27 protein-coding genes are annotated in these 19940 nt (G+C 67.7%); all 27 read right to left on the bottom strand.

The features are described from left to right. Position 1 precedes the first annotated feature (1 nt). Complete coding sequence (gene rpmD / locus Pme01_RS19000; protein ID WP_168116201.1) at positions 2-184, bottom strand: 50S ribosomal protein L30; 183 nt, start codon at positions 182-184, stop codon at positions 2-4. After that, positions 185-805, bottom strand: a complete 621-nt coding sequence (gene rpsE, locus Pme01_RS19005; RefSeq protein ID WP_168116200.1) for a 30S ribosomal protein S5 — start codon at positions 803-805, stop codon at positions 185-187. It lies immediately after the preceding gene. A 13-nt stretch (positions 806-818) separates the two neighbouring features. Then, entirely contained in the window at positions 819-1208 is a 390-nt protein-coding gene (rplR, locus tag Pme01_RS19010; protein WP_168116199.1) for a 50S ribosomal protein L18, read from the bottom strand. After that, positions 1205-1747 carry a 50S ribosomal protein L6 gene (gene rplF, locus Pme01_RS19015; protein WP_168116198.1) on the bottom strand — a complete coding sequence of 181 codons (543 nt, stop codon included), beginning with the start codon at positions 1745-1747 and terminating at the stop codon, positions 1205-1207. Before rplF ends, rplR begins: the two co-directional genes overlap by 4 nt. A 12-nt stretch (positions 1748-1759) precedes the next feature. Then, entirely contained in the window at positions 1760-2167 is a 408-nt protein-coding gene (rpsH, locus tag Pme01_RS19020; protein ID WP_168116197.1) for a 30S ribosomal protein S8, read from the bottom strand. 135 nt (positions 2168-2302) lie between these two features. Next, positions 2303-2488, bottom strand: a complete 186-nt coding sequence (locus Pme01_RS19025) for a type Z 30S ribosomal protein S14 (protein ID WP_167925044.1) — start codon at positions 2486-2488, stop codon at positions 2303-2305. A gap of 3 nt (positions 2489-2491) precedes the next feature. Continuing rightward, positions 2492-3061, bottom strand: a complete 570-nt coding sequence (gene rplE / locus Pme01_RS19030; RefSeq protein ID WP_168116196.1) for a 50S ribosomal protein L5 — start codon at positions 3059-3061, stop codon at positions 2492-2494. After that, the gene (gene rplX, locus Pme01_RS19035) at positions 3061-3375 is read right to left on the bottom strand and encodes a 50S ribosomal protein L24 (protein WP_168116195.1); all 315 of its coding nucleotides are present in this window, start codon (positions 3373-3375) and stop codon (positions 3061-3063) included. Before rplX ends, rplE begins: the two co-directional genes overlap by 1 nt. 3 nt (positions 3376-3378) lie before the next feature. Further along, positions 3379-3747 (bottom strand): 50S ribosomal protein L14, encoded by a 369-nt coding sequence (rplN, locus tag Pme01_RS19040; RefSeq protein WP_168116194.1) that lies wholly within the window; start codon positions 3745-3747, stop codon positions 3379-3381. A gap of 74 nt (positions 3748-3821) precedes the next feature. Further along, complete coding sequence (rpsQ, locus tag Pme01_RS19045) at positions 3822-4091, bottom strand: 30S ribosomal protein S17 (RefSeq protein WP_168116193.1); 270 nt, start codon at positions 4089-4091, stop codon at positions 3822-3824. Then, positions 4088-4321 (bottom strand): 50S ribosomal protein L29, encoded by a 234-nt coding sequence (rpmC, locus tag Pme01_RS19050; RefSeq protein WP_168116192.1) that lies wholly within the window; start codon positions 4319-4321, stop codon positions 4088-4090. Before rpmC ends, rpsQ begins: the two co-directional genes overlap by 4 nt. Beyond that, positions 4321-4746, bottom strand: coding sequence for a 50S ribosomal protein L16 (rplP, locus tag Pme01_RS19055; RefSeq protein WP_168116191.1), 426 nt, complete (start codon positions 4744-4746; stop codon positions 4321-4323). The genes rpmC and rplP overlap by 1 nt, the downstream gene beginning before the upstream one ends. Before the next feature lie 3 nt (positions 4747-4749). Next, complete coding sequence (gene rpsC / locus Pme01_RS19060) at positions 4750-5592, bottom strand: 30S ribosomal protein S3 (protein WP_168116190.1); 843 nt, start codon at positions 5590-5592, stop codon at positions 4750-4752. Continuing rightward, positions 5592-6062 (bottom strand): 50S ribosomal protein L22, encoded by a 471-nt coding sequence (gene rplV / locus Pme01_RS19065; protein WP_168116189.1) that lies wholly within the window; start codon positions 6060-6062, stop codon positions 5592-5594. The genes rpsC and rplV overlap by 1 nt, the downstream gene beginning before the upstream one ends. A gap of 31 nt (positions 6063-6093) precedes the next feature. Then, positions 6094-6375 (bottom strand): 30S ribosomal protein S19, encoded by a 282-nt coding sequence (gene rpsS, locus Pme01_RS19070; RefSeq protein ID WP_168116188.1) that lies wholly within the window; start codon positions 6373-6375, stop codon positions 6094-6096. Between the two features lie 13 nt (positions 6376-6388). Beyond that, positions 6389-7228 (bottom strand): 50S ribosomal protein L2, encoded by an 840-nt coding sequence (gene rplB / locus Pme01_RS19075; RefSeq protein ID WP_168116187.1) that lies wholly within the window; start codon positions 7226-7228, stop codon positions 6389-6391. A gap of 12 nt (positions 7229-7240) precedes the next feature. Next, positions 7241-7543 carry a 50S ribosomal protein L23 gene (gene rplW, locus Pme01_RS19080; protein ID WP_168116186.1) on the bottom strand — a complete coding sequence of 101 codons (303 nt, stop codon included), beginning with the start codon at positions 7541-7543 and terminating at the stop codon, positions 7241-7243. Further along, complete coding sequence (rplD, locus tag Pme01_RS19085) at positions 7540-8190, bottom strand: 50S ribosomal protein L4 (protein ID WP_168116185.1); 651 nt, start codon at positions 8188-8190, stop codon at positions 7540-7542. Before rplD ends, rplW begins: the two co-directional genes overlap by 4 nt. Then, complete coding sequence (rplC, locus tag Pme01_RS19090; protein ID WP_168116184.1) at positions 8187-8849, bottom strand: 50S ribosomal protein L3; 663 nt, start codon at positions 8847-8849, stop codon at positions 8187-8189. The genes rplD and rplC overlap by 4 nt, the downstream gene beginning before the upstream one ends. Positions 8850-8860: 11 nt before the next feature. Next, positions 8861-9169, bottom strand: a complete 309-nt coding sequence (gene rpsJ / locus Pme01_RS19095) for a 30S ribosomal protein S10 (protein ID WP_018347762.1) — start codon at positions 9167-9169, stop codon at positions 8861-8863. A 407-nt stretch (positions 9170-9576) separates the two neighbouring features. After that, positions 9577-10770 (bottom strand): elongation factor Tu, encoded by a 1194-nt coding sequence (tuf, locus tag Pme01_RS19100; RefSeq protein ID WP_168116183.1) that lies wholly within the window; start codon positions 10768-10770, stop codon positions 9577-9579. Positions 10771-10992: 222 nt separating this feature from the next. After that, positions 10993-13092, bottom strand: coding sequence for an elongation factor G (gene fusA / locus Pme01_RS19105; protein ID WP_168116182.1), 2100 nt, complete (start codon positions 13090-13092; stop codon positions 10993-10995). 31 nt (positions 13093-13123) lie between these two features. Continuing rightward, on the bottom strand, positions 13124-13594 hold the full coding sequence (rpsG, locus tag Pme01_RS19110) for a 30S ribosomal protein S7 (RefSeq protein WP_168116181.1): 471 nt from the start codon (positions 13592-13594) through the stop codon (positions 13124-13126). A gap of 1 nt (position 13595) precedes the next feature. Then, a complete protein-coding gene (gene rpsL / locus Pme01_RS19115) occupies positions 13596-13970 on the bottom strand; it encodes a 30S ribosomal protein S12 (protein WP_167925028.1) in 375 nt (124 codons plus the stop codon). A gap of 378 nt (positions 13971-14348) precedes the next feature. Further along, a complete protein-coding gene (locus Pme01_RS31100; protein ID WP_239088322.1) occupies positions 14349-15074 on the bottom strand; it encodes a DUF4190 domain-containing protein in 726 nt (241 codons plus the stop codon). Positions 15075-15218: 144 nt separating this feature from the next. Then, positions 15219-15572 (bottom strand): hypothetical protein, encoded by a 354-nt coding sequence (locus Pme01_RS19125; protein WP_168116180.1) that lies wholly within the window; start codon positions 15570-15572, stop codon positions 15219-15221. A gap of 455 nt (positions 15573-16027) precedes the next feature. After that, entirely contained in the window at positions 16028-19912 is a 3885-nt protein-coding gene (locus tag Pme01_RS19130; protein WP_168116179.1) for a DNA-directed RNA polymerase subunit beta', read from the bottom strand. Positions 19913-19940 lie beyond the last annotated feature (28 nt).

The raw sequence follows: 19940 nt of genomic DNA on the forward strand, positions 1-19940 counted from the left end.
ATTACTCGACCTCCTCGACCCGGACGAGGTGCGTCACGGTGTGGATCATGCCCCTGATCTCGGGGCGGTCCTCCTTGACGACCACGTCGCGGATCCGCTTCAGGCCGAGCGAGCGCAGCGTGTCCCGCTGGTTCTGCTTCGACCCGATCTCGGAACGTACCTGGGTCACCTTCAGACGTGCCATTTACGCCCCCGCCCCGGCGCGGGAGGCCAGCATGGCACTCGGCGCCACATCCTCGACCGGCAGGCCACGGCGCGCGGCGACGGCCTCGGGCGACTCCAGCCTCCGCAGCGCGTCCACCGTGGCGTGCACGATGTTGATCGCGTTCGACGAGCCGAGGCTCTTCGACAGCACGTCGTGGATACCGGCGCACTCCAGGACGGCACGCACCGGGCCACCGGCGATGACGCCGGTACCGGCGCTGGCCGGCTTGAGCAGCACGACACCGGCCGCGTCCTCACCCTGGACCGGGTGCGGGATCGAGGCGGCGATGCGCGGCACCTTGAAGAAGTGCTTCTTGGCCTCCTCGACGCCCTTGGCGATCGCCGCGGGCACCTCCTTGGCCTTGCCGTAGCCGACGCCAACGGTGCCGTCGCCGTCGCCCACCACGACCAGCGCGGTGAAGCTGAACCGACGACCACCCTTGACGACCTTGGCCACCCGGTTGATCGCGACTACCCGCTCGAGGTGGGGAGTCTTCTCGGCCGGAGCGCCGCCCCGGCCACCGCCCTCACGACGGTTATCGCGACGGCCGCCACCTTCGGTGCTACCGGACCCGCCGCCCCTGCGCTGTTGACCTGGCATTAGGGGTTCCTTCCTAGAACTCGAGTCCGGCTTCGCGGGCGGCGTCAGCCAGCGCGGCGATCCGCCCCGCGTACTGGTTGCCACCACGGTCGAAGACGACCTTGCTGACACCCGCGGCCTTCGCCCGCTCGGCCAGCAGGGCGCCCACCTTCGCGGCCTGGGCGCGCTTGTCGCCCTCGGCACCGCGGATGGTGGCGTCCAGCGAGGAGGCCGAGACCAGCGTGTGGCCCTTGGTGTCGTCCACCACCTGAGCGGTGATGTTCCGCAGCGAGCGGGTGACGACCAGGCGCGGGCGCGCAGCCGTTCCGCTGAGGTGCTTGCGGATACGGAAGTGCCGGCGAGCCCGCCCAATGGCACGCTTGGCGGCAACGCCGCGACGGCGCTTGAGCAGCGTGGCGGTCACTTCTTACCTGCCTTTCCAGCCTTGCGGCGGATGACCTCGCCCTGGTACTTGACGCCCTTGCCCTTGTAGGGCTCCGGCGGCCGGATCTTGCGGATGTTGGCGGCTACCTCGCCCACCTGCTGCTTGTCGATGCCGGCGATGTGGAACAGCGTCGGCCGCTCGACGGTGAAGGTGATGCCGGAAGGAGCCGGCACCGTCACCGGGTGCGAGAAGCCGAGGGCGAACTCGAGGTCCGAACCCTTGGCCTGCACGCGGTACCCGGTACCGGCGATTTCCAAGCTCTTACGGTAACCGTCCGTCACACCGACGACCATGTTGGCGATCAGCGTGCGGGAAAGGCCGTGCAGCTCCTTGGCCCGACGCTCGTCGTTGGGCCGGTTCACGTACAGCTGGCCGTCCTCGCCCCGCTCGGCCGTGATCGGCTCGGCGAGAGTGTGCGAGAGCTGCCCCTTGGGGCCCTTGACCGTGACGGTCTGACCCTCGATGGTGATATCGACGCCGGCAGGCACCGTAATTGGCTTACGTCCGATTCGCGACATTGCAGATCTTCCTCACCAGACGTAGGCGAGGACTTCCCCGCCCACCCCTCGCTTGCGGGCCTGCCGGTCAGTGAGCAGTCCCTGGGACGTCGAGATCACGGCCACACCGAGACCGCCGAGTACGCGCGGCAGCTCCGGCGCCTTCGCGTACACCCGGAGGCCGGGCTTGGAGACGCGCCGGATACCGGCCAGGCTGCGCTCGCGGTTGGGGCCGTACTTGAGCTCCACGACCAGGGTCTTGCCGACGGCGCCCTCCTCGGGCTCCTGCACGGACCAGGAGGCGACATAGCCCTCGGCCTTGAGGACCTCGGCGACGTTCGCCTTGATCTTCGAGTAGGGCATGTTCACCCGGTCGTGGTACGCCTGGTTGGCGTTGCGCAGACGCGTCAGCATGTCTGCGATCGGGTCGGTCATCGTCATGGGTATTCGTCAGCCTTTCTCACCGGGGTTCCCGTGCGAGTTGTGCGCGGGCCTACGGCGAAGCGGGAAGCTTGCGACCGGTCTGGCTCGGCGTGACTGGCGCCACGCCACGACCCGGACCAGTCGTCGTTTGAGTTACCAGGAAGCCTTGGACACGCCAGGCAGCTCGCCGCGGTGCGCCATCTCTCGGATGCACACGCGGCACAGGCCGAACTTGCGGTAGACCGCCTTCGGCCGACCACACCGCTGGCAGCGGGTGTAGGCACGCACCGAGAACTTCGGCTTGCGCGCCGCCTTGAGGATCAGCGCCTTCTTGGCCATGGATCAGCTCTCCTTGAACGGGAAGCCCAGCAGCTTCAGCAGCGCCCGGCCCTCGTCGTCCTTCGTCGCGGTGGTCACGATGGTGATGTCCATGCCCCGCGGCCGATCGATCCGGTCCTGGTCGATCTCGTGGAACACCGACTGCTCGGTGAGCCCGAACGTGTAGTTTCCGTGCCCGTCGAGCTTGCGCCCGTCCAGACCGCGGAAGTCACGGATACGCGGAAGCGCGATCGACAGCAGCCGGTCGAGGAACTCCCACATCCGGTCGCCGCGCAGGGTCACCTTCGCGCCGATCGGCATGCCCTCCCGCAGCTTGAACTGCGCGATGGACTTGGTGGCCCGGCGCACCTGCGGCTTCTGACCGGTGATCGTGGCCAGGTCCCGGACCGCACCGTCGATCAGCTTCGCGTCGCGAGCGGCCTCGCCGACACCCATGTTCACCACGATCTTGACCAGACCGGGGATCTGCATCGGGTTGGCGTAGCCGAACTGCTCGCGCATCTGGCCGACGATCTCGTTGCGGTACCGCTCCTTCAGGCGCGGCATCGTCTTTTCAGGAGTCGCAGTCGTCATCACAGGTCCTTACCGTTGCTGCGCGCGACGCGGACCTTCTGGCCGGTGTCGTCCTCGCGGTAACCGACGCGCGTCGGCTTGCCGTCGGAGTCGAGCACCATCACGTTCGAGACGTGGATGGGCGCCTCCTGGGTGACGATGCCGCCGGTCTTGGCGCCACGCTGAGTGGTGCGGATGCGCTCGTGCTTCTTGACCCGGTTCACGCCCTCGACCAGGACCTTGTCGAGCTTCGGGTAGGCAGCGATGACCCGCCCCTTGGCTCCCTTGTCCTTGCCGGCGATGACGAGAACCGTGTCGCCCTTCTTTACCTTCACGGTCTACAACACCTCCGGGGCGAGAGAGATGATCTTCATGAACCGCTTGTCCCGCAGCTCACGGCCGACCGGGCCGAAGATGCGGGTGCCACGCGGGTCACCGCCGTCCTTGATGATCACGGCGGCGTTCTCGTCGAAGCGGATATACGACCCGTCCGGCCGCCGCCTCTCCTTCGCGGTGCGCACCACGACGGCCTTCACCACGTCGCCCTTCTTGACGCCGGCGCCCGGGATAGCGTCCTTGACCGTGGCGACGATGACGTCGCCGATGCCCGCATAACGCCGACCCGAGCCGCCGAGTACGCGGATGCAGAGAATCTCCCGGGCACCCGTGTTGTCGGCGACGCGCAGTCGCGACTCCTGCTGGATCACGTCAACTCCTGTATGTCTGCCGGTTCTTCGGGTACCTGCCCCGAAGCCTGGCGGAACTCAACGCCGTTGGGCGCTTACTTGGCCTTTTCGAGGATCTCCACGACCCGCCAGCGCTTCGTGGCGGACAGCGGTCGGGTCTCCATCAGCAGCACCCGGTCGCCGATGCCGCACGAGTTCTGCTCATCGTGCGCCTGCAGCTTGCTGGTACGGCGCAGGACCTTGCCGTACAGCGCGTGCTTGACCCGGTCCTCGACCTCGACGACCACGGTCTTGTCCATCTTGTCGCTGACGACCAGGCCCTCACGGACCTTGCGACGTCCCCGCTCGCTCACGCTCTCACTCATGACGCCACCTCAACCGGCGCGCTCGAGAGCCCCAGCTCACGCTCGCGCATGATCGTGTACACCCGGGCGATCTCACGCCGGATGACCTGCAGTCGGCCGTGGTTCTCCAACTGGCCGGTCGCTGCCTGCACCCGCAGGTTGAACAGCTCAGCCTTGGCCTCGCGCAGCCGCGTGACCAACTCCTCGTCGGAGAGTTCACGCAGCTCAGCAGCCTTGGTGCCCGCTGCCATCAGCCCTCAGCCCCTTCACGTGTGACGATGCGGCACTTCATCGGAAGCTTGTGGATCGCGCGACGCATCGCCTCTCGCGCAATCGTCTCGTTGGGGAACGACATCTCGAAGAGAATCCGTCCCGGCTTCACGTTGGCCACCCACCACTCGGGCGAACCCTTACCGGAACCCATCCGGGTCTCGGCCGGCTTCTTGGTGATCGCCTGGTCGGGGAAGACGGTGATCCAGACCTTGCCACCACGCTTGATGTGGCGGGTCATGGCGATACGGGCCGACTCGATCTGCCGGTTGGTCACGTACGCCGGCTCGAGGGCCTGGATGCCGAACTCGCCGAAGCTCACCCGGGTGCCACCCTTGGCCGCACCACTGCGGTCCGGGTGGTGCGGCTTGCGGAAGCCCTTCGGGGGCTTACGCGGCATCAGCATTGATCAGCCCTCCTGCTGCGTCTCTGCCGGCGCGGCCTGTTCGGCCGGCGCCGCCACGGTGCTCTCGGCGGCCTGAGCGGCGGCAGCCGCCCGACCAGCCTCGGTTCCGCCGGCGGTCGTACCCGCCGAGCCGGAACGACCGCGACGCGGACGCTCGGGCCGGTCGCCACGCTCGCGGCGACCACGGGTAGGAGCCTGCTCGGCCGGGGCCTCGCGGCCCGGCACGGCGTCACCCTTGTAGATCCAGACCTTCACGCCGATCCGGCCGAAGGTGGTACGGGCCTCGAAGAAGCCGTACTCGATGTTGGCCCGCAGCGTGTGCAGCGGGACCCGGCCCTCGCGGTAGAACTCGGTCCGGCTCATCTCGGCGCCGCCGAGGCGACCCGAGACCTGCACCCGGATACCGCGTACGAGGGTGTTCTTCATGGCCGACTGCATGGCCTTGCGCATCGCGCGACGGAAGCTGACCCGGCTGGACAGCTGCTCGGCGACGCCCTGCGCCACCAGCTGAGCATCCGACTCGGGGCTCTTCACCTCGATGATGTTCAGCTGCACCTGCTTGCCGGTGAGCTTCTCCAGCTCACCGCGGATGCGGTCGGCCTCGGCGCCCTTGCGGCCGATGACGATGCCGGGGCGGGCGGTGTGGATGTCCACCCGGACCCGGTCCCGGGTGCGCTCGATGTCGACCTTCGCGATACCGGCGCGCTCCAGGCCCTTGGACATCATCCGGCGGATCTTGACGTCCTCCGCGATGTAGTCCTTGTAGAGCTTGTCCGCGTACCAGCGGGACTTCCAGTCGGTGCTGATACCGAGCCGGAACCCGTGCGGGTGAACTTTCTGACCCATTACTCGGTCTCCTCCTCGGCCGCCGCCGTGGTGGTCGGCTCAGCCTTCTTGGTCGCCTTCGCCGCCGTGGCCTTGGTGGCCTTGGCCGGGCCGCGACGGCGCTCCGCCGGCGGCACGCTCTCGACCGCGATCGTGATATGGCACGTCCGCTTGCGGATCCGGTACGCCCGGCCCTGCGCCCGCGGCCGGAACCGCTTCAGCGTCGGTCCCTCGTCCACGAACGCCTCGCTCACGAGCAGCGAGTCGGGGTCGAGCCGCTCGTTGTTCTCGGCGTTGGCGATCGCGCTCGCGAGCACCTTGTACACCGGCTCGCTGGCCGACTGCGGCGCGAACTGCAGCACCGTCAGCGCCTCCTTCGCGGGCAGGCCGCGAACGAGGTCGACCACACGGCGCGCCTTCATCGGCGATACGCGCACGTACCGCGCAACGGCTCGGGCACCCGGAAGCGCCGGAGCTGCCTTGGTTGGCATCGCTGTTGTCTCCTCAGTTCCTTCGACCCGCCTAGCGGCGGCGGCTCTTTCGGTCTTCCTTTTCGTGACCCTTGAACGTGCGGGTCAGGGCGAACTCGCCCAGCTTGTGCCCGACCATCGCCTCGGTGACGAACACCGGGACGTGCTTGCGACCGTCGTGTACGGCGATCGTGTGACCGAGCATGTCGGGGGTGATCGTCGAGCGCCGCGACCACGTCTTGATCACGTTCTTGGAGTTCTTGGCGTTCTGCGCTTCCACCTTCTTGATCAGGTGGTCGTCGACGAACGGCCCTTTCTTCAGGCTGCGTGGCATCTTCTATAGCTCCTTAGCCGCGCTTCCGGGTGGCGTAGCGCCGGCGGACGATGAGGCGATCGCTCGGCTGGCCCTTCCGGCGGGTACGGCCCTCGGGCTTACCCTGCGGGTTCACCGGGTGGCGACCACCGGAGGTCTTGCCCTCACCACCGCCGTGCGGGTGGTCGACCGGGTTCATGGCCACACCGCGGACGGTCGGGCGCTTGCCCTTCCACCGCATCCGGCCGGCCTTACCCCAGTTGATGTTCGACTGGTCGGCGTTGCCGATCTCGCCCACCGAGGCCCGGCAGAACACCGAGACGCGGCGGATCTCACCCGACGGCATACGCAGCGTGGCGTAGTCGGCCTCGCGGCCGAGCAGCTGGATGCCGACGCCGGCGGAGCGGGCCAGCTTGGCACCGCCGCCCGGACGCAGCTCCACCGCGTGGATCGTGGTACCCACCGGGATGTTGCGCAGCGGCAGGTTGTTGCCGGGCCGGATGTCGGCGCCCGGGCCGGACTCGACCCGGTCGCCCTGGCGCAGACCCTGCGGCGCGATGATGTATCGCTTCTCGCCGTCGAGGTAGTGCAGCAGCGCGATCCGAGCGGTGCGGTTCGGGTCGTACTCGATGTGCGCGACCTTCGCCGGCACGCCGTCCTTGTCGACCCGCTTGAAGTCGATCAGACGGTACTGCCGCTTGTGGCCGCCACCCTGGTGACGAGTGGTGATCTTGCCCTGGGCGTTACGCCCACCCTTGTTGGGCAGCGGACGCAGCAGCGACTTCTCCGGCGTCGACCGAGTGACCTCGGCGAAGTCGGAGACGCTGGAGCCGCGGCGACCAGGAGTCGTGGGCTTGTACTTGCGGATAGCCATTGTCTATACCCCTCAGCTGACCGGGCCGCCGAAGGCCTCGATCCGGTCACCGTCGGCGAGCTTGACCATCGCCCGCTTCGTGTCCTTGCGCTTGCCCCAACCGGTCTTGGTGCGCTTGCGCTTGCCCTCGCGGTTGAGCGTGTTCACCGTCTCGACGCGGACGTTGAAGATCTGCTGGATAGCGATCTTGATTTCGGTCTTGTTCGCATCCGGGTGTACCAGGAACGTGTACCAGTTCCGGTTCAGCTCGCCGTAGCTCTTCTCCGAGACCACCGGCGCGATGACGACATCCCGGGGGTCGGCGATCGTGCTCACTGCTCCGCCTCCTTGTTGCCGTTACCCGCGGCCGCGAGGAACTCGTCCAGCCCGGCCGAGGTGAAGACGACGTGGTCGGCGTTCAGCACGTCGTACGTGTTGAGCTGGTCGGCGGCGAGCAGGTGCACCCGCGGCTCGTTGCGCAGGCTCAGCCAGTTGGCCTCGTCCGCGCGGCCGAGGACGGCCAGCACCTTGCCGGTCTCGACGACCGAGCCCAGCACCCGCAGCGCTTCCTTGGTCTTCGGGGTGTCGCCCTCGACGAAGGTCGACACGACCGACACCCGACCGTCACGCGCCCGGTCCGACAGCGCGCCGCGGAGCGCCGCCGCCTTCATCTTCTTCGGAGTCCGCTGGCTGTAGTCGCGCGGCACCGGGCCGTGCACGACGCCACCGCCGGTGAACTGCGGGGCACGGATCGAGCCCTGGCGGGCGCGACCGGTCCCCTTCTGCTTGTACGGCTTCTTGCCGCCGCCGGAGACCTCGCCGCGGGTCTTCACCTTGTGCGTACCCTGGCGCGCGGCCGCGAGCTGAGCGACCACGACCTGGTGCATCAGCGCGATGTTGGCCTGCGCGTCGAAGATCGCCGAGGGAAGCTCGACGGAGCCGGTGGCGTTGCCGTCGACCCCGATCACGTCAACCGTCGTCACTTCACACCACCCTTCTTGGCCGCACTCTTCGCCGCGCTGCGCAGCAGGATCAGCGCGCCGGCGGGACCCGGCACCGCGCCGCGGACCAGGATCACGTTGTTCTCCGGGTCGATCGCCTGCACCGTCAGGTTCTGCACGGTGTAGCGAACGCCACCCATGCGGCCGGCCATCTTCATGCCCTTGAACACGCGGCCCGGCGTGGCACAGCCACCGATCGAGCCGGGCGAGCGGTGCTTGCGCTCGACACCGTGCGAGGCGCGCAGGCCGTGGAAGCCGTGGCGCTTCATGACACCCGCGAAGCCCTTGCCCTTGGTCTTGCCGGTCACGTCGATCAGCTGGCCGGGCTCGAACACGTCCACGGTGATCTCGTCGCCCAGGCCGTACTCGCTGGCGTCGACGGTCCGCAGCTCGACGATGTGCCGCCGCGGCGCCACGCCGGACTTGGCGTAGTGACCGGCCTTCGGCTTGTTGACCTTCCGCGGGTTGATCGCGCCGTACGCGAGCTGAACGGCGGAGTAGCCGTCCTTGTCCGCAGTGCGCACCTGGGTCACGACGTTCGGGTCGGCCTGCACCACGGTCACTGGCACAACGCGGTTGTTGTCCCAGACCTGGGTCATGCCGAGCTTGGCGCCCAGGATCCCCTTGACTTGCCTGTCCATTAGTCCGGTCCCTACAGCTTGATCTCGATGTCGACGCCAGCCGGCAGGTCGAGGCGCATGAGCGAGTCGACCGTCTTGGGGGTCGGGTCGATGATGTCGATCAGACGCTTGTGCGTGCGCATCTCGAAGTGCTCGCGCGAGTCCTTGTACTTGTGCGGCGAGCGGATCACGCAGTAGCGGTTGATCTCGGTCGGCAGCGGCACCGGGCCTGCGACCTGCGCACCGGTGCGCGTAACCGTCTCGACGATCTTGCGCGCCGAGGAGTCGACCACCTCGTGGTCATAGGCCTTGAGCCGGATGCGGATCTTCTGTCCCGCCATGGTGGCTTCTGTTCCTTCTCTTTGCGATCCTCGCCGGCTTCTCGCCAGCGCACCGACCTCTTCCGACTAGGTCCCACCCGCCGAGCTTCACGTCGGGGCTGGGGCTGGTCTCCGACCCCCGCGGTCGGGCGTGTCGCGGCCTAGGGCCAGGCTCCACCCCTGCCGGATTTCCCGGAAGAGAGGCATCGGATGGCCCTTGGGCGCCGCACGCCCGGCTGCGGAAGCGAGGCGCCTCGCGGAGTTTCACCCCCACCGGCGCCGCGCGAAGCGGCCGGGTCACTCTACCAGAGCCAAAACTCTTAAAAAGAGCGACCCGACCGCCCGCAACGCAACCTATTCAGTATGCCGCAATGAGGGCGGCAATGTGAAATCAGGTGGTGGTGGCCACAAAGGGCCACCACCGGGAATTACTTGGTGATCTTGGTAACGCGGCCGGCGCCGACGGTCCGTCCACCCTCACGGATGGCGAACTTCAGGCCCTCTTCCATGGCGATCGGCTGGATCAGCTGAACCGACATGGCGGTGTTGTCGCCGGGCATGACCATCTCGGTGCCCTCGGGCAGCGTGACCACGCCGGTGACGTCGGTGGTACGGAAGTAGAACTGCGGCCGGTAGTTCTGGAAGAACGGGGTGTGCCGGCCACCCTCCTCCTTGGAGAGGATGTAGACGGTCGCCTCGAACTCGGTGTGCGGGGTGTTGGTCCCCGGCTTCACCACGACCATGCCGCGCTCGACATCTTCGCGCTTGATACCACGAAGAAGCAGACCGACGTTCTCGCCGGCGCGCGCCTCGTCGAGGATCTTGCGGAACATCTCGATACCGGTGCAGACGGTCTTCATCGACTTGGGCCGGATGCCGACGATCTCGACTTCCTCGTTCGGCTTCAGAACGCCACGCTCGCAGCGGCCGGTGACGACCGTACCGCGACCGGTGATCGTGAAGACGTCCTCAACGGGCATGAGGAACGGCTTCTCGGTCTCACGCTCCGGCTGCGGGATCGCGGTGTCGACGGCGTTCATCAGCTCCATGAGGGCGTCCGACCACTGCGGGTCGCCCTCCAGGGCCTTGAGCGCCGAGACACGCACGACCGGCAGGTCGTCGCCCGGGTACTCCTGGCTCGACAGCAGCTCGCGCACCTCGAGCTCGACCAGCTCGAGCAGCTCCTCGTCGTCGACCATGTCGCTCTTGTTGAGCGCCACGACGATGTACGGGACGCCGACCTGGCGGGCCAGCAGCACGTGCTCGCGGGTCTGCGGCATCGGGCCGTCGGTCGCCGCCACCACCAGGATCGCGCCGTCCATCTGCGCGGCACCGGTGATCATGTTCTTGATGTAGTCGGCGTGACCCGGGCAGTCGACGTGCGCGTAGTGCCGGGCCTCGGTCTGGTACTCGACGTGTGCGATCGAGATCGTGATACCGCGGGCCTTCTCCTCCGGCGCCTTGTCGATCTCGTCGAACGGCGTGTACGGGTTGACGTCCGGGTACCGGTCATGCAGCACCTTGGTGATCGCCGCGGTCAGCGTCGTCTTACCGTGGTCAATGTGACCAATGGTGCCGATGTTGACGTGCGGCTTAGTCCGCTCGAACTTCGCCTTCGCCACTGGTGTCCTCCTGTGGACTTCTTGGTTCGTTCCGCGGCGCTCTCGGCCCCGACGGACTTGTCGACTTGGGTCTTGCGGCCGGAAGCCTCAGGCCCCGACTCCTTTGGGTCCGCGGCGTCAGACGCCGCCGACCCAGAGGGCCGCAGTGATGCAGCCCCGTTCCGGCCCCGACGAGCATCAGTCTGCCCCCGCCCCGCCTGTTACAGCGGAGCGGGGTCGACGTCACTCCCCGGTTGCCTTCGCGATGATCTCCTTGGCGACGCTCGCAGGAACCTCGCTGTAGGAGTCGAACTGCATCGAGTAGCTCGCCCGGCCCTGGGTCTTCGACCGCAGGTCGCCGACGTAGCCGAACATCTCCGATAGCGGCACCAGAGCACGGACGACGCGGGCACCGCCGCGCTCCTCCATGGCCTGGATGATGCCACGCCGGGAGTTGAGGTCGCCGATGACATCACCCATGTTCTCTTCAGGGGTGGTGACCTCGACGGACATCATCGGTTCGAGGATGACGGGGTTGGCCTTGCGGGCCGCCTCCTTCAGGACCATCGAACCGGCGATCTTGAACGCCATTTCCGACGAGTCGACCTCGTGATACTGACCGTCGAGCAGCGTCAGCTTGATCCCGACCAGCGGGTAGCCGGCGAGCACGCCGTACTGCATCGCGTCCTGGGCACCGGCGTCGACCGAGGGGATGAACTCCCTCGGGATGCGACCACCGGTGACCGCGTTCACGAACTCGTACGTCGCGGCGTCGGCCTCCATCGGCATGGGCTCGACCTTGACGATGACCTTGGCGTACTGACCGGAGCCACCGGTCTGCTTCTTGTGCACGTACTCGGCCTTGTCGACCGTGCCGCGGATCGTCTCCCGGTAGGCCACCTGCGGCTTACCGATGTTGGCCTCGACGTTGAACTCCCGCCGCATGCGGTCGACCAGGATGTCCAGGTGCAGCTCACCCATGCCGGCGATGACCGTCTGACCGGTCTCCTCGTCGAGGTGGACGCGGAAGGTCGGGTCCTCCTCGGCCAGTCGCTGGATGGCCGTGCCCAGCTTCTCCTGGTCCGCCTTGCTCTTCGGCTCGATCGCCACCTGGATGACCGGCTCCGGGAACGTCATCGACTCCAGGATCACCGGGTTCGCCGGTTCGCAGAGGGTGTCGCCGGTGGTGGTCTGCTTGAGACCCTGTACGGCGATGATGTCGCCCGCCTGGGCGGTCGACCGCTCCTCACGCTTGTTGGCGTGCATCTGGTAGATCTTGCCGATCCGCTCCTTGCGGTCCTTCGTCGAGTTCACGATCTGCGAACCCGACTCCAGCTTGCCGGAGTAGATGCGGACGTAGGTCAGCTTGCCCAGGTGCTTGTCGGTCTGGATCTTGAAGGCCAGCGCCGAGAACGGCTCGTCCACCGAGGGCTTACGCAGCATCGGCGTCTCGCCGTCGGTGGCAGTGCCCTCGATCGCCGGGATGTCCAGCGGCGACGGCAGGAAGTCGACCACGGCGTCGAGCATGGGCTGGACGCCCTTGTTCTTGAACGCCGAGCCGCACAGCACCGGGTTGGCCTTGCTGGCGATCGTGGCGCGGCGGATGCCGGCCTTGATCTCCTCGATCGACAGTTCCTCGCCCTCGAGGTACTTGATCATGATCTCGTCGTCGACCTCGGCGAGCGTCTCCAGGAGCTTCTCCCGGTACTCGTTCGCCTGGTCGACGAGGTCGGCCGGGATCTCCTCGACCGCGTAGTCCTCGCCCTTCTGGGTCTCCCCGCGCCAGGTCAGCGCGCGCATCCCGATCAGGTCGACGACGCCGATGTGGTCGCCCTCGAGGCCGATCGGGATCTGGAGAACCAGTGGGGTGGCGTTGAGCCGGTCCACCATCATCTGGACGCAACGGAAGAAGTCCGCGCCGGTGCGGTCGAGCTTGTTGACGAAGCACATCCGCGGCACGTGGTACTTGTCCGCCTGGCGCCAGACGTTCTCGGTCTGGGGCTCAACGCCGGCCACACCGTCGTAGACCGCGACCGCGCCGTCGAGCACTCGTAGCGAGCGCTCCACCTCGACCGTGAAGTCGACGTGGCCGGGCGTGTCGATGATCTGGATCGTGTTGCCCTTCCACTCGCACTTCGTGGCGGCGGAGGTGATGGTGATGCCGCGCTCCTGCTCCTGCTCCATCCAGTCCATGACGGCAGCGCCCTCGTGGACCTCACCGATCTTGTAGGTGATACCGGTGTAGAACAGGATGCGTTCGGTGGTGGTGGTCTTACCGGCATCGATGTGCGCCATGATGCCGATGTTGCGGACCTTGGCGAGGGCGGCGTCTGCGGCAGCCACGATGATCCCTACTTCGTCTCGTTGGTCAGTGTTACCAGCGGTAGTGCGCGAAGGCCTTGTTGGACTCCGCCATCTTGTGGGTGTCCTCGCGGCGCTTGACCGCGGCCCCCAGGCCATTGCTGGCGTCGAGCAGTTCGTTGGTCAGACGCTCGATCATGGTCTTCTCGCGGCGGGCCCGGGAGTACGTGACCAGCCAGCGCAGACCGAGCGTGGTGGCGCGCTGCGGGCGCACCTCGACCGGCACCTGGTAGGTGGCGCCACCGACACGGCGGCTACGCACCTCGAGGGTCGGCTTCACGTTGTCCATCGCACGCTTGAGCGTGACGACCGGGTCGGTACCGGTCTTCTCCCGGCAACCTTCGAGCGCGGCGTACACGACGCGCTCGGCGAGCTGGCGCTTGCCCTCCATCAGGATCTTGCTGATGAGCTGCGTGACCAGCGGGGAGTTGTACACCGGGTCCGCGACGAGGGGCTTGCGCGGCGCGGGGCCTTTACGCGGCATGTCAGCTCTTCTCCTTCTTCGCGCCGTAGCGGCTGCGGGCCTGCTTGCGGTTACGCACGCCCTGCGTGTCCAGCGAACCACGGATGATCTTGTAGCGGACGCCGGGAAGGTCCTTCACACGGCCGCCACGCACGAGCACGATCGAGTGCTCCTGCAGGTTGTGACCGACGCCGGGGATGTACGCGGTGACCTCGATCTGGCTGGTCAGCCGTACACGCGCCACCTTGCGCAGCGCGGAGTTCGGCTTCTTGGGCGTGGTCGTGTACACACGCGTGCACACGCCGCGCCGCTGAGGGCTCCCCTTCAGCGCCGGCGTCTTCGTCTTAGTCGTCTTCGCCTGGCGGCCCTTGCGGACCAGCTGCTGGATTGTGGGCACCGGGTTCCTGTCTCCCTTCGGCCTTGCGGCCGTGCCTTAACACTGCTGTCGTCTGTGTTACTTGGCGCTGTCGTCTATGTCGGGCCCCGTCCGGTGACGCGGTCGGCATCGGCCTATCCGGCCTTGCCGACCCCCGCGGTCGGGCGTGTCGTCCGCACACGGGCTCCGACTCGAATTTCAAGCCGGATTTACCGGTGGCGCGCCGCCTCGCCGGCTGGAGCCGACATGGGCACGCACGAGTTGCCCGGCAAAGACCGGGCACGAGGGGAAAGAGTACCCACCGTGTGCACGCAGGTCAAAACGGGGTGCCCGAATGCGGGTGGCGAGCGGCTCTTCGCACCAAGACTACCCGGTGATGCGGCGATCGTCCCCCCGGATTCAGATCATCAGTGCGAGCACCATGGCCAGCGCAGTCAGCACCATCCCGACCGCACCGCAGACGATTCCGGTCACCGCCATGCCGCGCCCCGTCAGCCGCCCGGCCGACCGGGTGATCTGCCGCACGCTGAACCAGCCGAGCCCGATCGCCGCCAGCCCGACCGTGACCGCCAGAACCGCGAAGGCGCCACCCACGAGCGGACCCCAGCCCTGCCGGGCGCCCGCGAGACCGAAGCAGCCGACGACGAGCGACACCAGGATCGACAGGATGCCCGAGACCATGCCGCCGACGGACTGCCCGGAGACGGTCGGCGGCACGCTGTAGTACGCCAGCCCGAACCCGGTACCGGGGACGGGTTCGATCCGCGGCGGAGCGGCGGTGGGCGACGGCGAGGGAGGCCGCGGATACGGCTGCGGATAGCCGACCGGGTACGGAGGCCCGGGGTACGGCGGGGGCTGCGGGTACCCGTACGGCCGGGCAGTCTGCGGTGCCGGAGGCTGACCGGCCGGCGGGGCCGGAGCGTGAGCGGCCGGCGGGGCCGGCGGCTCGGCTGGCGAGGGTGCCGGGGCCTGGTGGGGCTGGGCCCAGTCCTCCGCAGGCTGGTCCGGCACCCGGGGGCCCTGCGAACCGGCGGACGGCTGCCCGGCGGACGGTTGCTCGGTAGATGACCGCTCGGTTGGCGGCTGCTCGGCGGACGGCTGCCCTCCGGCCGACTCGTCGCTCACGCCGCGATCCGCCCACGACGCGAAGCCGCCACCTCGCCACCGCGCCCGCTCGGTGCACTCCGCTCACTCACGTCTTCTCCTCGTTGGCTCACTCGCCGTCCCCGCGAATCTTGCCTGACCCAGGGCCGTCGCACGTACCCGCGATCAGTTCACGGTCGGGGCGTAGTCACGCCCGTAGGCAGCGAAGGTCAGCAGCCCGGCGATGCCGGCCACCACGAGCGCCGCCGCGGCCAGGACAATGCCGGCCCAGGCCAGTGCCACACCGATCCGCAGTCGCCGGCTACCGAGCAGGAATCCCCCGGCGGCACGCAGATCCGCACGTACCTCCCTGGCCAGGACGAGGGCGATCGTCGCGGGCACCAGTCCCCCGATCATGACGCCGGTGAGCGCGGCCGCGATACCGAGGGCCAGCACGGCCCCCGCCTTCGTGGACGGGGCCGGGTCGGGGTCGAGCGGGTGCCGGCCGGGCGGCTCCGTTACCGGCGCGAGGGTGCTCATGGGACAAGCAGACCACAACGGCGGCGGCCGGATCACGCCGACTCCGGACATGACGCGGCCCATGCACAAAATGGAGCTTCATGCATATGACGTACACAGGATCGCTCGACCACACCCCCGTCCCACGGCGAAGACGATCAGTGGGGGTACTGCTCGCACGATTCGCGCCGATCCGGGACCCGGCGGCCTCGACGGACCGGCCGGGGCCACGATCGGAGCGGCCGGAGAAAAACCGGTCGCGGCAAGAGTGCGGGCCCCAAAAGGGCGCGCGAGGTTGTACCGTTATGAGCACCAGGCCTGCTGCTTCCCCCGTGGCAGCAGGCCTGGCCTTTTTTGTCTGTGGCCTTTGTCGGTCTCCGGCCCGTGTGTATCCGAACACCGTTCGGGTCAGGACCCGAAAAGGCCGTGGGCCCCGAGGCGTCGCCTCGGGGCCCACGGTTCAGCGGTCGTTCGGACTACCGGAACGAGCCCAGGTCGAAGTCGTCCAGCGGGACGGCCTGGCCACTGGCCGGGCCGAAGCCGTAGTCGGACTCCGGGTACCCGGTCATCGAGTACACCTTGGCCTTCGCCTCGTCGGTGGGCTCCACCCGGATGTTGCGGTACTTGGCGATGCCCGTACCGGCCGGGATGAGCTTACCGATGATGACGTTCTCCTTCAGACCGATCAGCGAGTCGCTGCGGGCGTGGATCGCGGCGTCGGTGAGCACCCGGGTCGTCTCCTGGAACGAAGCCGCGGACAGCCACGAGTCCGTTGCCAGCGACGCCTTGGTGATACCCATCAGCACCGGTCGACCGGCCGCCGGCTCGCCGCCCTCGGCGACGATACGGCGGTTCTCCGCCTCGAACTGCGCCCGGTCCACCAGCACACCCGGCAGGAACTCGGTCGCGCCGGAATCGATGATCATGACCCGCTTGAGCATCTGGCGAATGATGATCTCGATGTGCTTGTCGTGGATGAGCACACCCTGCGAGCGGTACACCTCCTGGACCTCCTGGGTGAGGTGCACCTGCACCGCACGGGGGCCGAGGATGCGCAGCAGTTCGTGCGGGTCGATGGTGCCTTCGGTCAGCTTCTCGCCGACCTCGACGTGTCCACCGTCCTGGATGCGCAGGCGAACCCGCTTCGACAGCTTGTCGTGGACGATCTCCTCGCTGCCGTCGTCCGGCACGATGATGATCTTCCGCATCCGCTCGCCGTCTTCGATCCGGACCCGGCCGGGGGTCTCGGCGATGGGAGCCTTGCCCTTCGGCACCCGGGCCTCGAAGATCTCCTGGACCCGAGGCAGACCCTGCGTGATGTCCTCACCGGCGACACCACCGGTGTGGAACGTACGCATCGTCAACTGCGTACCGGGCTCACCGATCGACTGGGCGGCGATGATGCCGACCGCCTCGCCGACGTCCACGGTCTTGCCGGTCGGCAGCGAACGGCCGTAGCACGCACCGCAGACGCCCAGCTTGGACTCGCAGGTGAGGACGCTGCGGACCCGTACCTGCTCGACCCCGGCGGCGACGATCTTGTCGACGAGGACCGTGTTGAGGTCCATGCCCCGCTCGGCGACCAGGTTGCCGGCCTCGTCGCGGATGTCGTCGGCCAGCGTCCGCGCGTGCGCGCCGGTCTCGGCGTGCTCGTGCACCACGATCCGACCGTCGAGCCGCTGACCGATCTGCATCGGGATCGCGCGGTCGGTACCGCAGTCCTCCTCGCGGATGATCACGTCCTGCGACACGTCCACCAGACGACGGGTCAGGTAACCCGAGTCAGCGGTACGCAGCGCCGTGTCGGCCAGACCCTTACGGGCACCGTGCGTGGAGATGAAGTACTCCAGCACGGTCAGGCCCTCGCGGAACGAGGACTTGATCGGCCGCGGGATGATCTCACCCTTGGGGTTGGCCACCAGGCCACGGATCGCCGAGATCTGCCGGAGCTGCAGCAGGTTACCGCGGGCACCCGAGTGGATCATCTTCCACAGCGGGCTCTCCTGCGGCAGCGCGGTCTCCATCTCCTTGGCGACCTCGTTGGTCGCCTTGGTCCAGATCTCGATGAGCTCGCCGCGACGCTCCTCGGCGGTCATCAGACCACGCTGGTACTGCTTGTCGATCCGCTCGGCCTCCTTCTCGTAGCGCTCCAGGATCTCCCACTTGCGCGGAGGAGCGACTACGTCCTCGATGCCGATCGTCACGCCCGACCAGGTGGCCCAGTGGAAACCGGCCTCCTTGAGCGCGTCCAGCGTCGCCGCCAGCGAGACCTTCGGGAACCGCTCGGCGAGGTCGTTGACGATCGCCGAGAGCTGGCTCTTGCGGATCTCGTAGTTGACGAAGCGGTACCCGCGCGGCAGGGCCTCGTTGAACAGCACCCGGCCGAGCGTGGTCTCCAGGATCACCGGATCGCCCGGCTGCCAGTCCTCGGGAGCCTCCCACGGCTGCTGAGCGCCGTTGTCGACCCCGATGAGGTCCCGCAGTCGGATCTTCACCATCGCCTGCAGGTGCAGCTCACCGTTGTCGTGCGCCATGCGGGCCTCGGCGTCGGACGAGAACGTCCGGCCCTCGCCCAGCATCCCCGACCGCGCGTGGGTCAGGTGGTACAGACCGATGACCATGTCCTGGGTCGGCATGGTGACGGGCTTGCCGTCGGCCGGCTTCAGGATGTTGTTGGACGACAGCATCAGGATCCGGGCCTCGGCCTGCGCCTCGGCCGACAGCGGCACGTGTACCGCCATCTGGTCACCGTCGAAGTCGGCGTTGAACGCCGTGCAGACGAGCGGGTGGATCTGGATGGCCTTGCCCTCGACCAGCTGCGGCTCGAACGCCTGGATACCCAGCCGGTGCAGGGTGGGCGCCCGGTTGAGCAGCACGGGGTGCTCGGTGATGACCTCTTCCAGCACGTCCCACACGACCGGCCGCTGCCGCTCGACCATCCGCTTGGCGGACTTGATGTTCTGCGCGTGGTTGAGGTCGACCAGCCGCTTCATCACGAACGGCTTGAACAGCTCCAGCGCCATCTGCTTGGGCAGGCCGCACTGGTGCAGCTTGAGCCGCGGGCCGACGACGATGACCGAACGGCCGGAGTAGTCGACGCGCTTACCCAGCAGGTTCTGCCGGAACCGGCCCTGCTTGCCCTTGAGCATGTCGGACAGCGACTTCAGCGGCCGGTTACCGGGACCGGTGACCGGGCGACCGCGGCGGCCGTTGTCGAACAGCGCGTCGACGGCCTCCTGCAGCATCCGCTTCTCGTTGTTGACGATGATCTCGGGAGCGCCCAGGTCGATCAGGCGCTTGAGCCGGTTGTTGCGGTTGATGACCCGGCGGTACAGGTCGTTCAGGTCGCTGGTGGCGAACCGGCCACCGTCGAGCTGCACCATCGGGCGCAGGTCCGGCGGGATCACCGGCACGCAGTCGAGCACCATCCCCAGCGGCGAGTTGCTGGTGTTGAGGAAGGCGGCGACGACCTTCAGCCGCTTCAGGGCACGGATCTTGCGCTGCCCCTTGCCGCTGCGGATCGTCTCGCGCAGGTTCTCGGCCTCGGCGTCGAGGTCGAGGTTCTGCAGCAGCGCCTTGATCGCCTCAGCGCCCATGCCTCCGGTGAAGTACTCACCGAACCGGTCACGCAGCTCGCGGTAGAGCAGCTCGTCGGTGACCAGCTGCTTCTTGTCGAGCTTGCGGAAGGTGTCGAGCACCTCGTCGAGGCGGTCGATCTCGCGCTGCGCCCGGTCGCGGATCTGGCGCATCTCACGCTCGCCGGACTCCTTGACCTTGCGCCGCACGTCGGCCTTGGCGCCCTCCGCCTCGAGCTCGGCAAGGTCCTGCTCGAGCTTGGCGGCGCGCTTCTCGATCTCCGCGTCGCGGGCGTTCTCGGCCTGCCGCTTCTCGGCGCCGATCTCGTTCTCGACCGTCGACATGTCGCGGTGACGCGCCTCGGCGTCCACGCTCGTGATGACGTACGACGCGAAGTAGATGATCTTCTCGAGATCCTTCGGCGCCAGGTCCAGCAGGTACCCCAGCCGGCTCGGTACGCCCTTGAAGTACCAGATGTGGGTGACGGAAGCGGCGAGCTCGATGTGGCCCATGCGCTCACGGCGGACCTTGGCCCGGGTCACCTCGACGCCGCAGCGCTCACAGATGATGCCCTTGAACCGGACCCGCTTGTACTTGCCGCAGTAGCACTCCCAGTCCCGGGTCGGACCGAAGATCTTCTCGCAGAAGAGTCCGTCCTTCTCAGGCTTGAGGGTGCGGTAGTTGATCGTCTCGGGCTTCTTGACCTCACCGTGCGACCACTGCCGGATATCGTCGGCAGTCGCCAGCCCGATGCGAAGCTCGTCGAAGAAGTTGACGTCGAGCACTCTTCTATGTCCCTCGAATCAGTTGCTC

The organism is Planosporangium mesophilum (assembly GCF_016863255.1).
In the GTDB taxonomy this organism is placed as follows: Bacteria; Actinomycetota; Actinomycetes; order Mycobacteriales; family Micromonosporaceae; genus Planosporangium; species Planosporangium mesophilum.

Coding starts and splice junctions, on each gene's coding strand:
- rpsJ (WP_018347762.1), bottom strand. CDS start 9,169: ATGGCGGGACAGAAGATCCGCATCCGGCTCAAGGCCTATGACCACGAG.
- rplF (WP_168116198.1), bottom strand. CDS start 1,747: ATGTCGCGAATCGGACGTAAGCCAATTACGGTGCCTGCCGGCGTCGAT.
- rplC (WP_168116184.1), bottom strand. CDS start 8,849: ATGGACAGGCAAGTCAAGGGGATCCTGGGCGCCAAGCTCGGCATGACC.
- rplP (WP_168116191.1), bottom strand. CDS start 4,746: ATGCTGATGCCGCGTAAGCCCCCGAAGGGCTTCCGCAAGCCGCACCAC.
- rpsQ (WP_168116193.1), bottom strand. CDS start 4,091: ATGAGTGAGAGCGTGAGCGAGCGGGGACGTCGCAAGGTCCGTGAGGGC.
- rpsG (WP_168116181.1), bottom strand. CDS start 13,594: ATGCCGCGTAAAGGCCCCGCGCCGCGCAAGCCCCTCGTCGCGGACCCG.
- Pme01_RS19125 (WP_168116180.1), bottom strand. CDS start 15,572: ATGAGCACCCTCGCGCCGGTAACGGAGCCGCCCGGCCGGCACCCGCTC.
- rplV (WP_168116189.1), bottom strand. CDS start 6,062: ATGCCAACCAAGGCAGCTCCGGCGCTTCCGGGTGCCCGAGCCGTTGCG.
- rpsH (WP_168116197.1), bottom strand. CDS start 2,167: ATGACGATGACCGACCCGATCGCAGACATGCTGACGCGTCTGCGCAAC.
- rplE (WP_168116196.1), bottom strand. CDS start 3,061: ATGACGACTGCGACTCCTGAAAAGACGATGCCGCGCCTGAAGGAGCGG.
- rpmD (WP_168116201.1), bottom strand. CDS start 184: ATGGCACGTCTGAAGGTGACCCAGGTACGTTCCGAGATCGGGTCGAAG.
- rpmC (WP_168116192.1), bottom strand. CDS start 4,321: ATGGCAGCGGGCACCAAGGCTGCTGAGCTGCGTGAACTCTCCGACGAG.
- rpsC (WP_168116190.1), bottom strand. CDS start 5,592: ATGGGTCAGAAAGTTCACCCGCACGGGTTCCGGCTCGGTATCAGCACC.
- rplB (WP_168116187.1), bottom strand. CDS start 7,228: ATGGCTATCCGCAAGTACAAGCCCACGACTCCTGGTCGCCGCGGCTCC.
- rpsE (WP_168116200.1), bottom strand. CDS start 805: ATGCCAGGTCAACAGCGCAGGGGCGGCGGGTCCGGTAGCACCGAAGGT.
- rpsS (WP_168116188.1), bottom strand. CDS start 6,375: ATGCCACGCAGCCTGAAGAAAGGGCCGTTCGTCGACGACCACCTGATC.
- Pme01_RS19025 (WP_167925044.1), bottom strand. CDS start 2,488: ATGGCCAAGAAGGCGCTGATCCTCAAGGCGGCGCGCAAGCCGAAGTTC.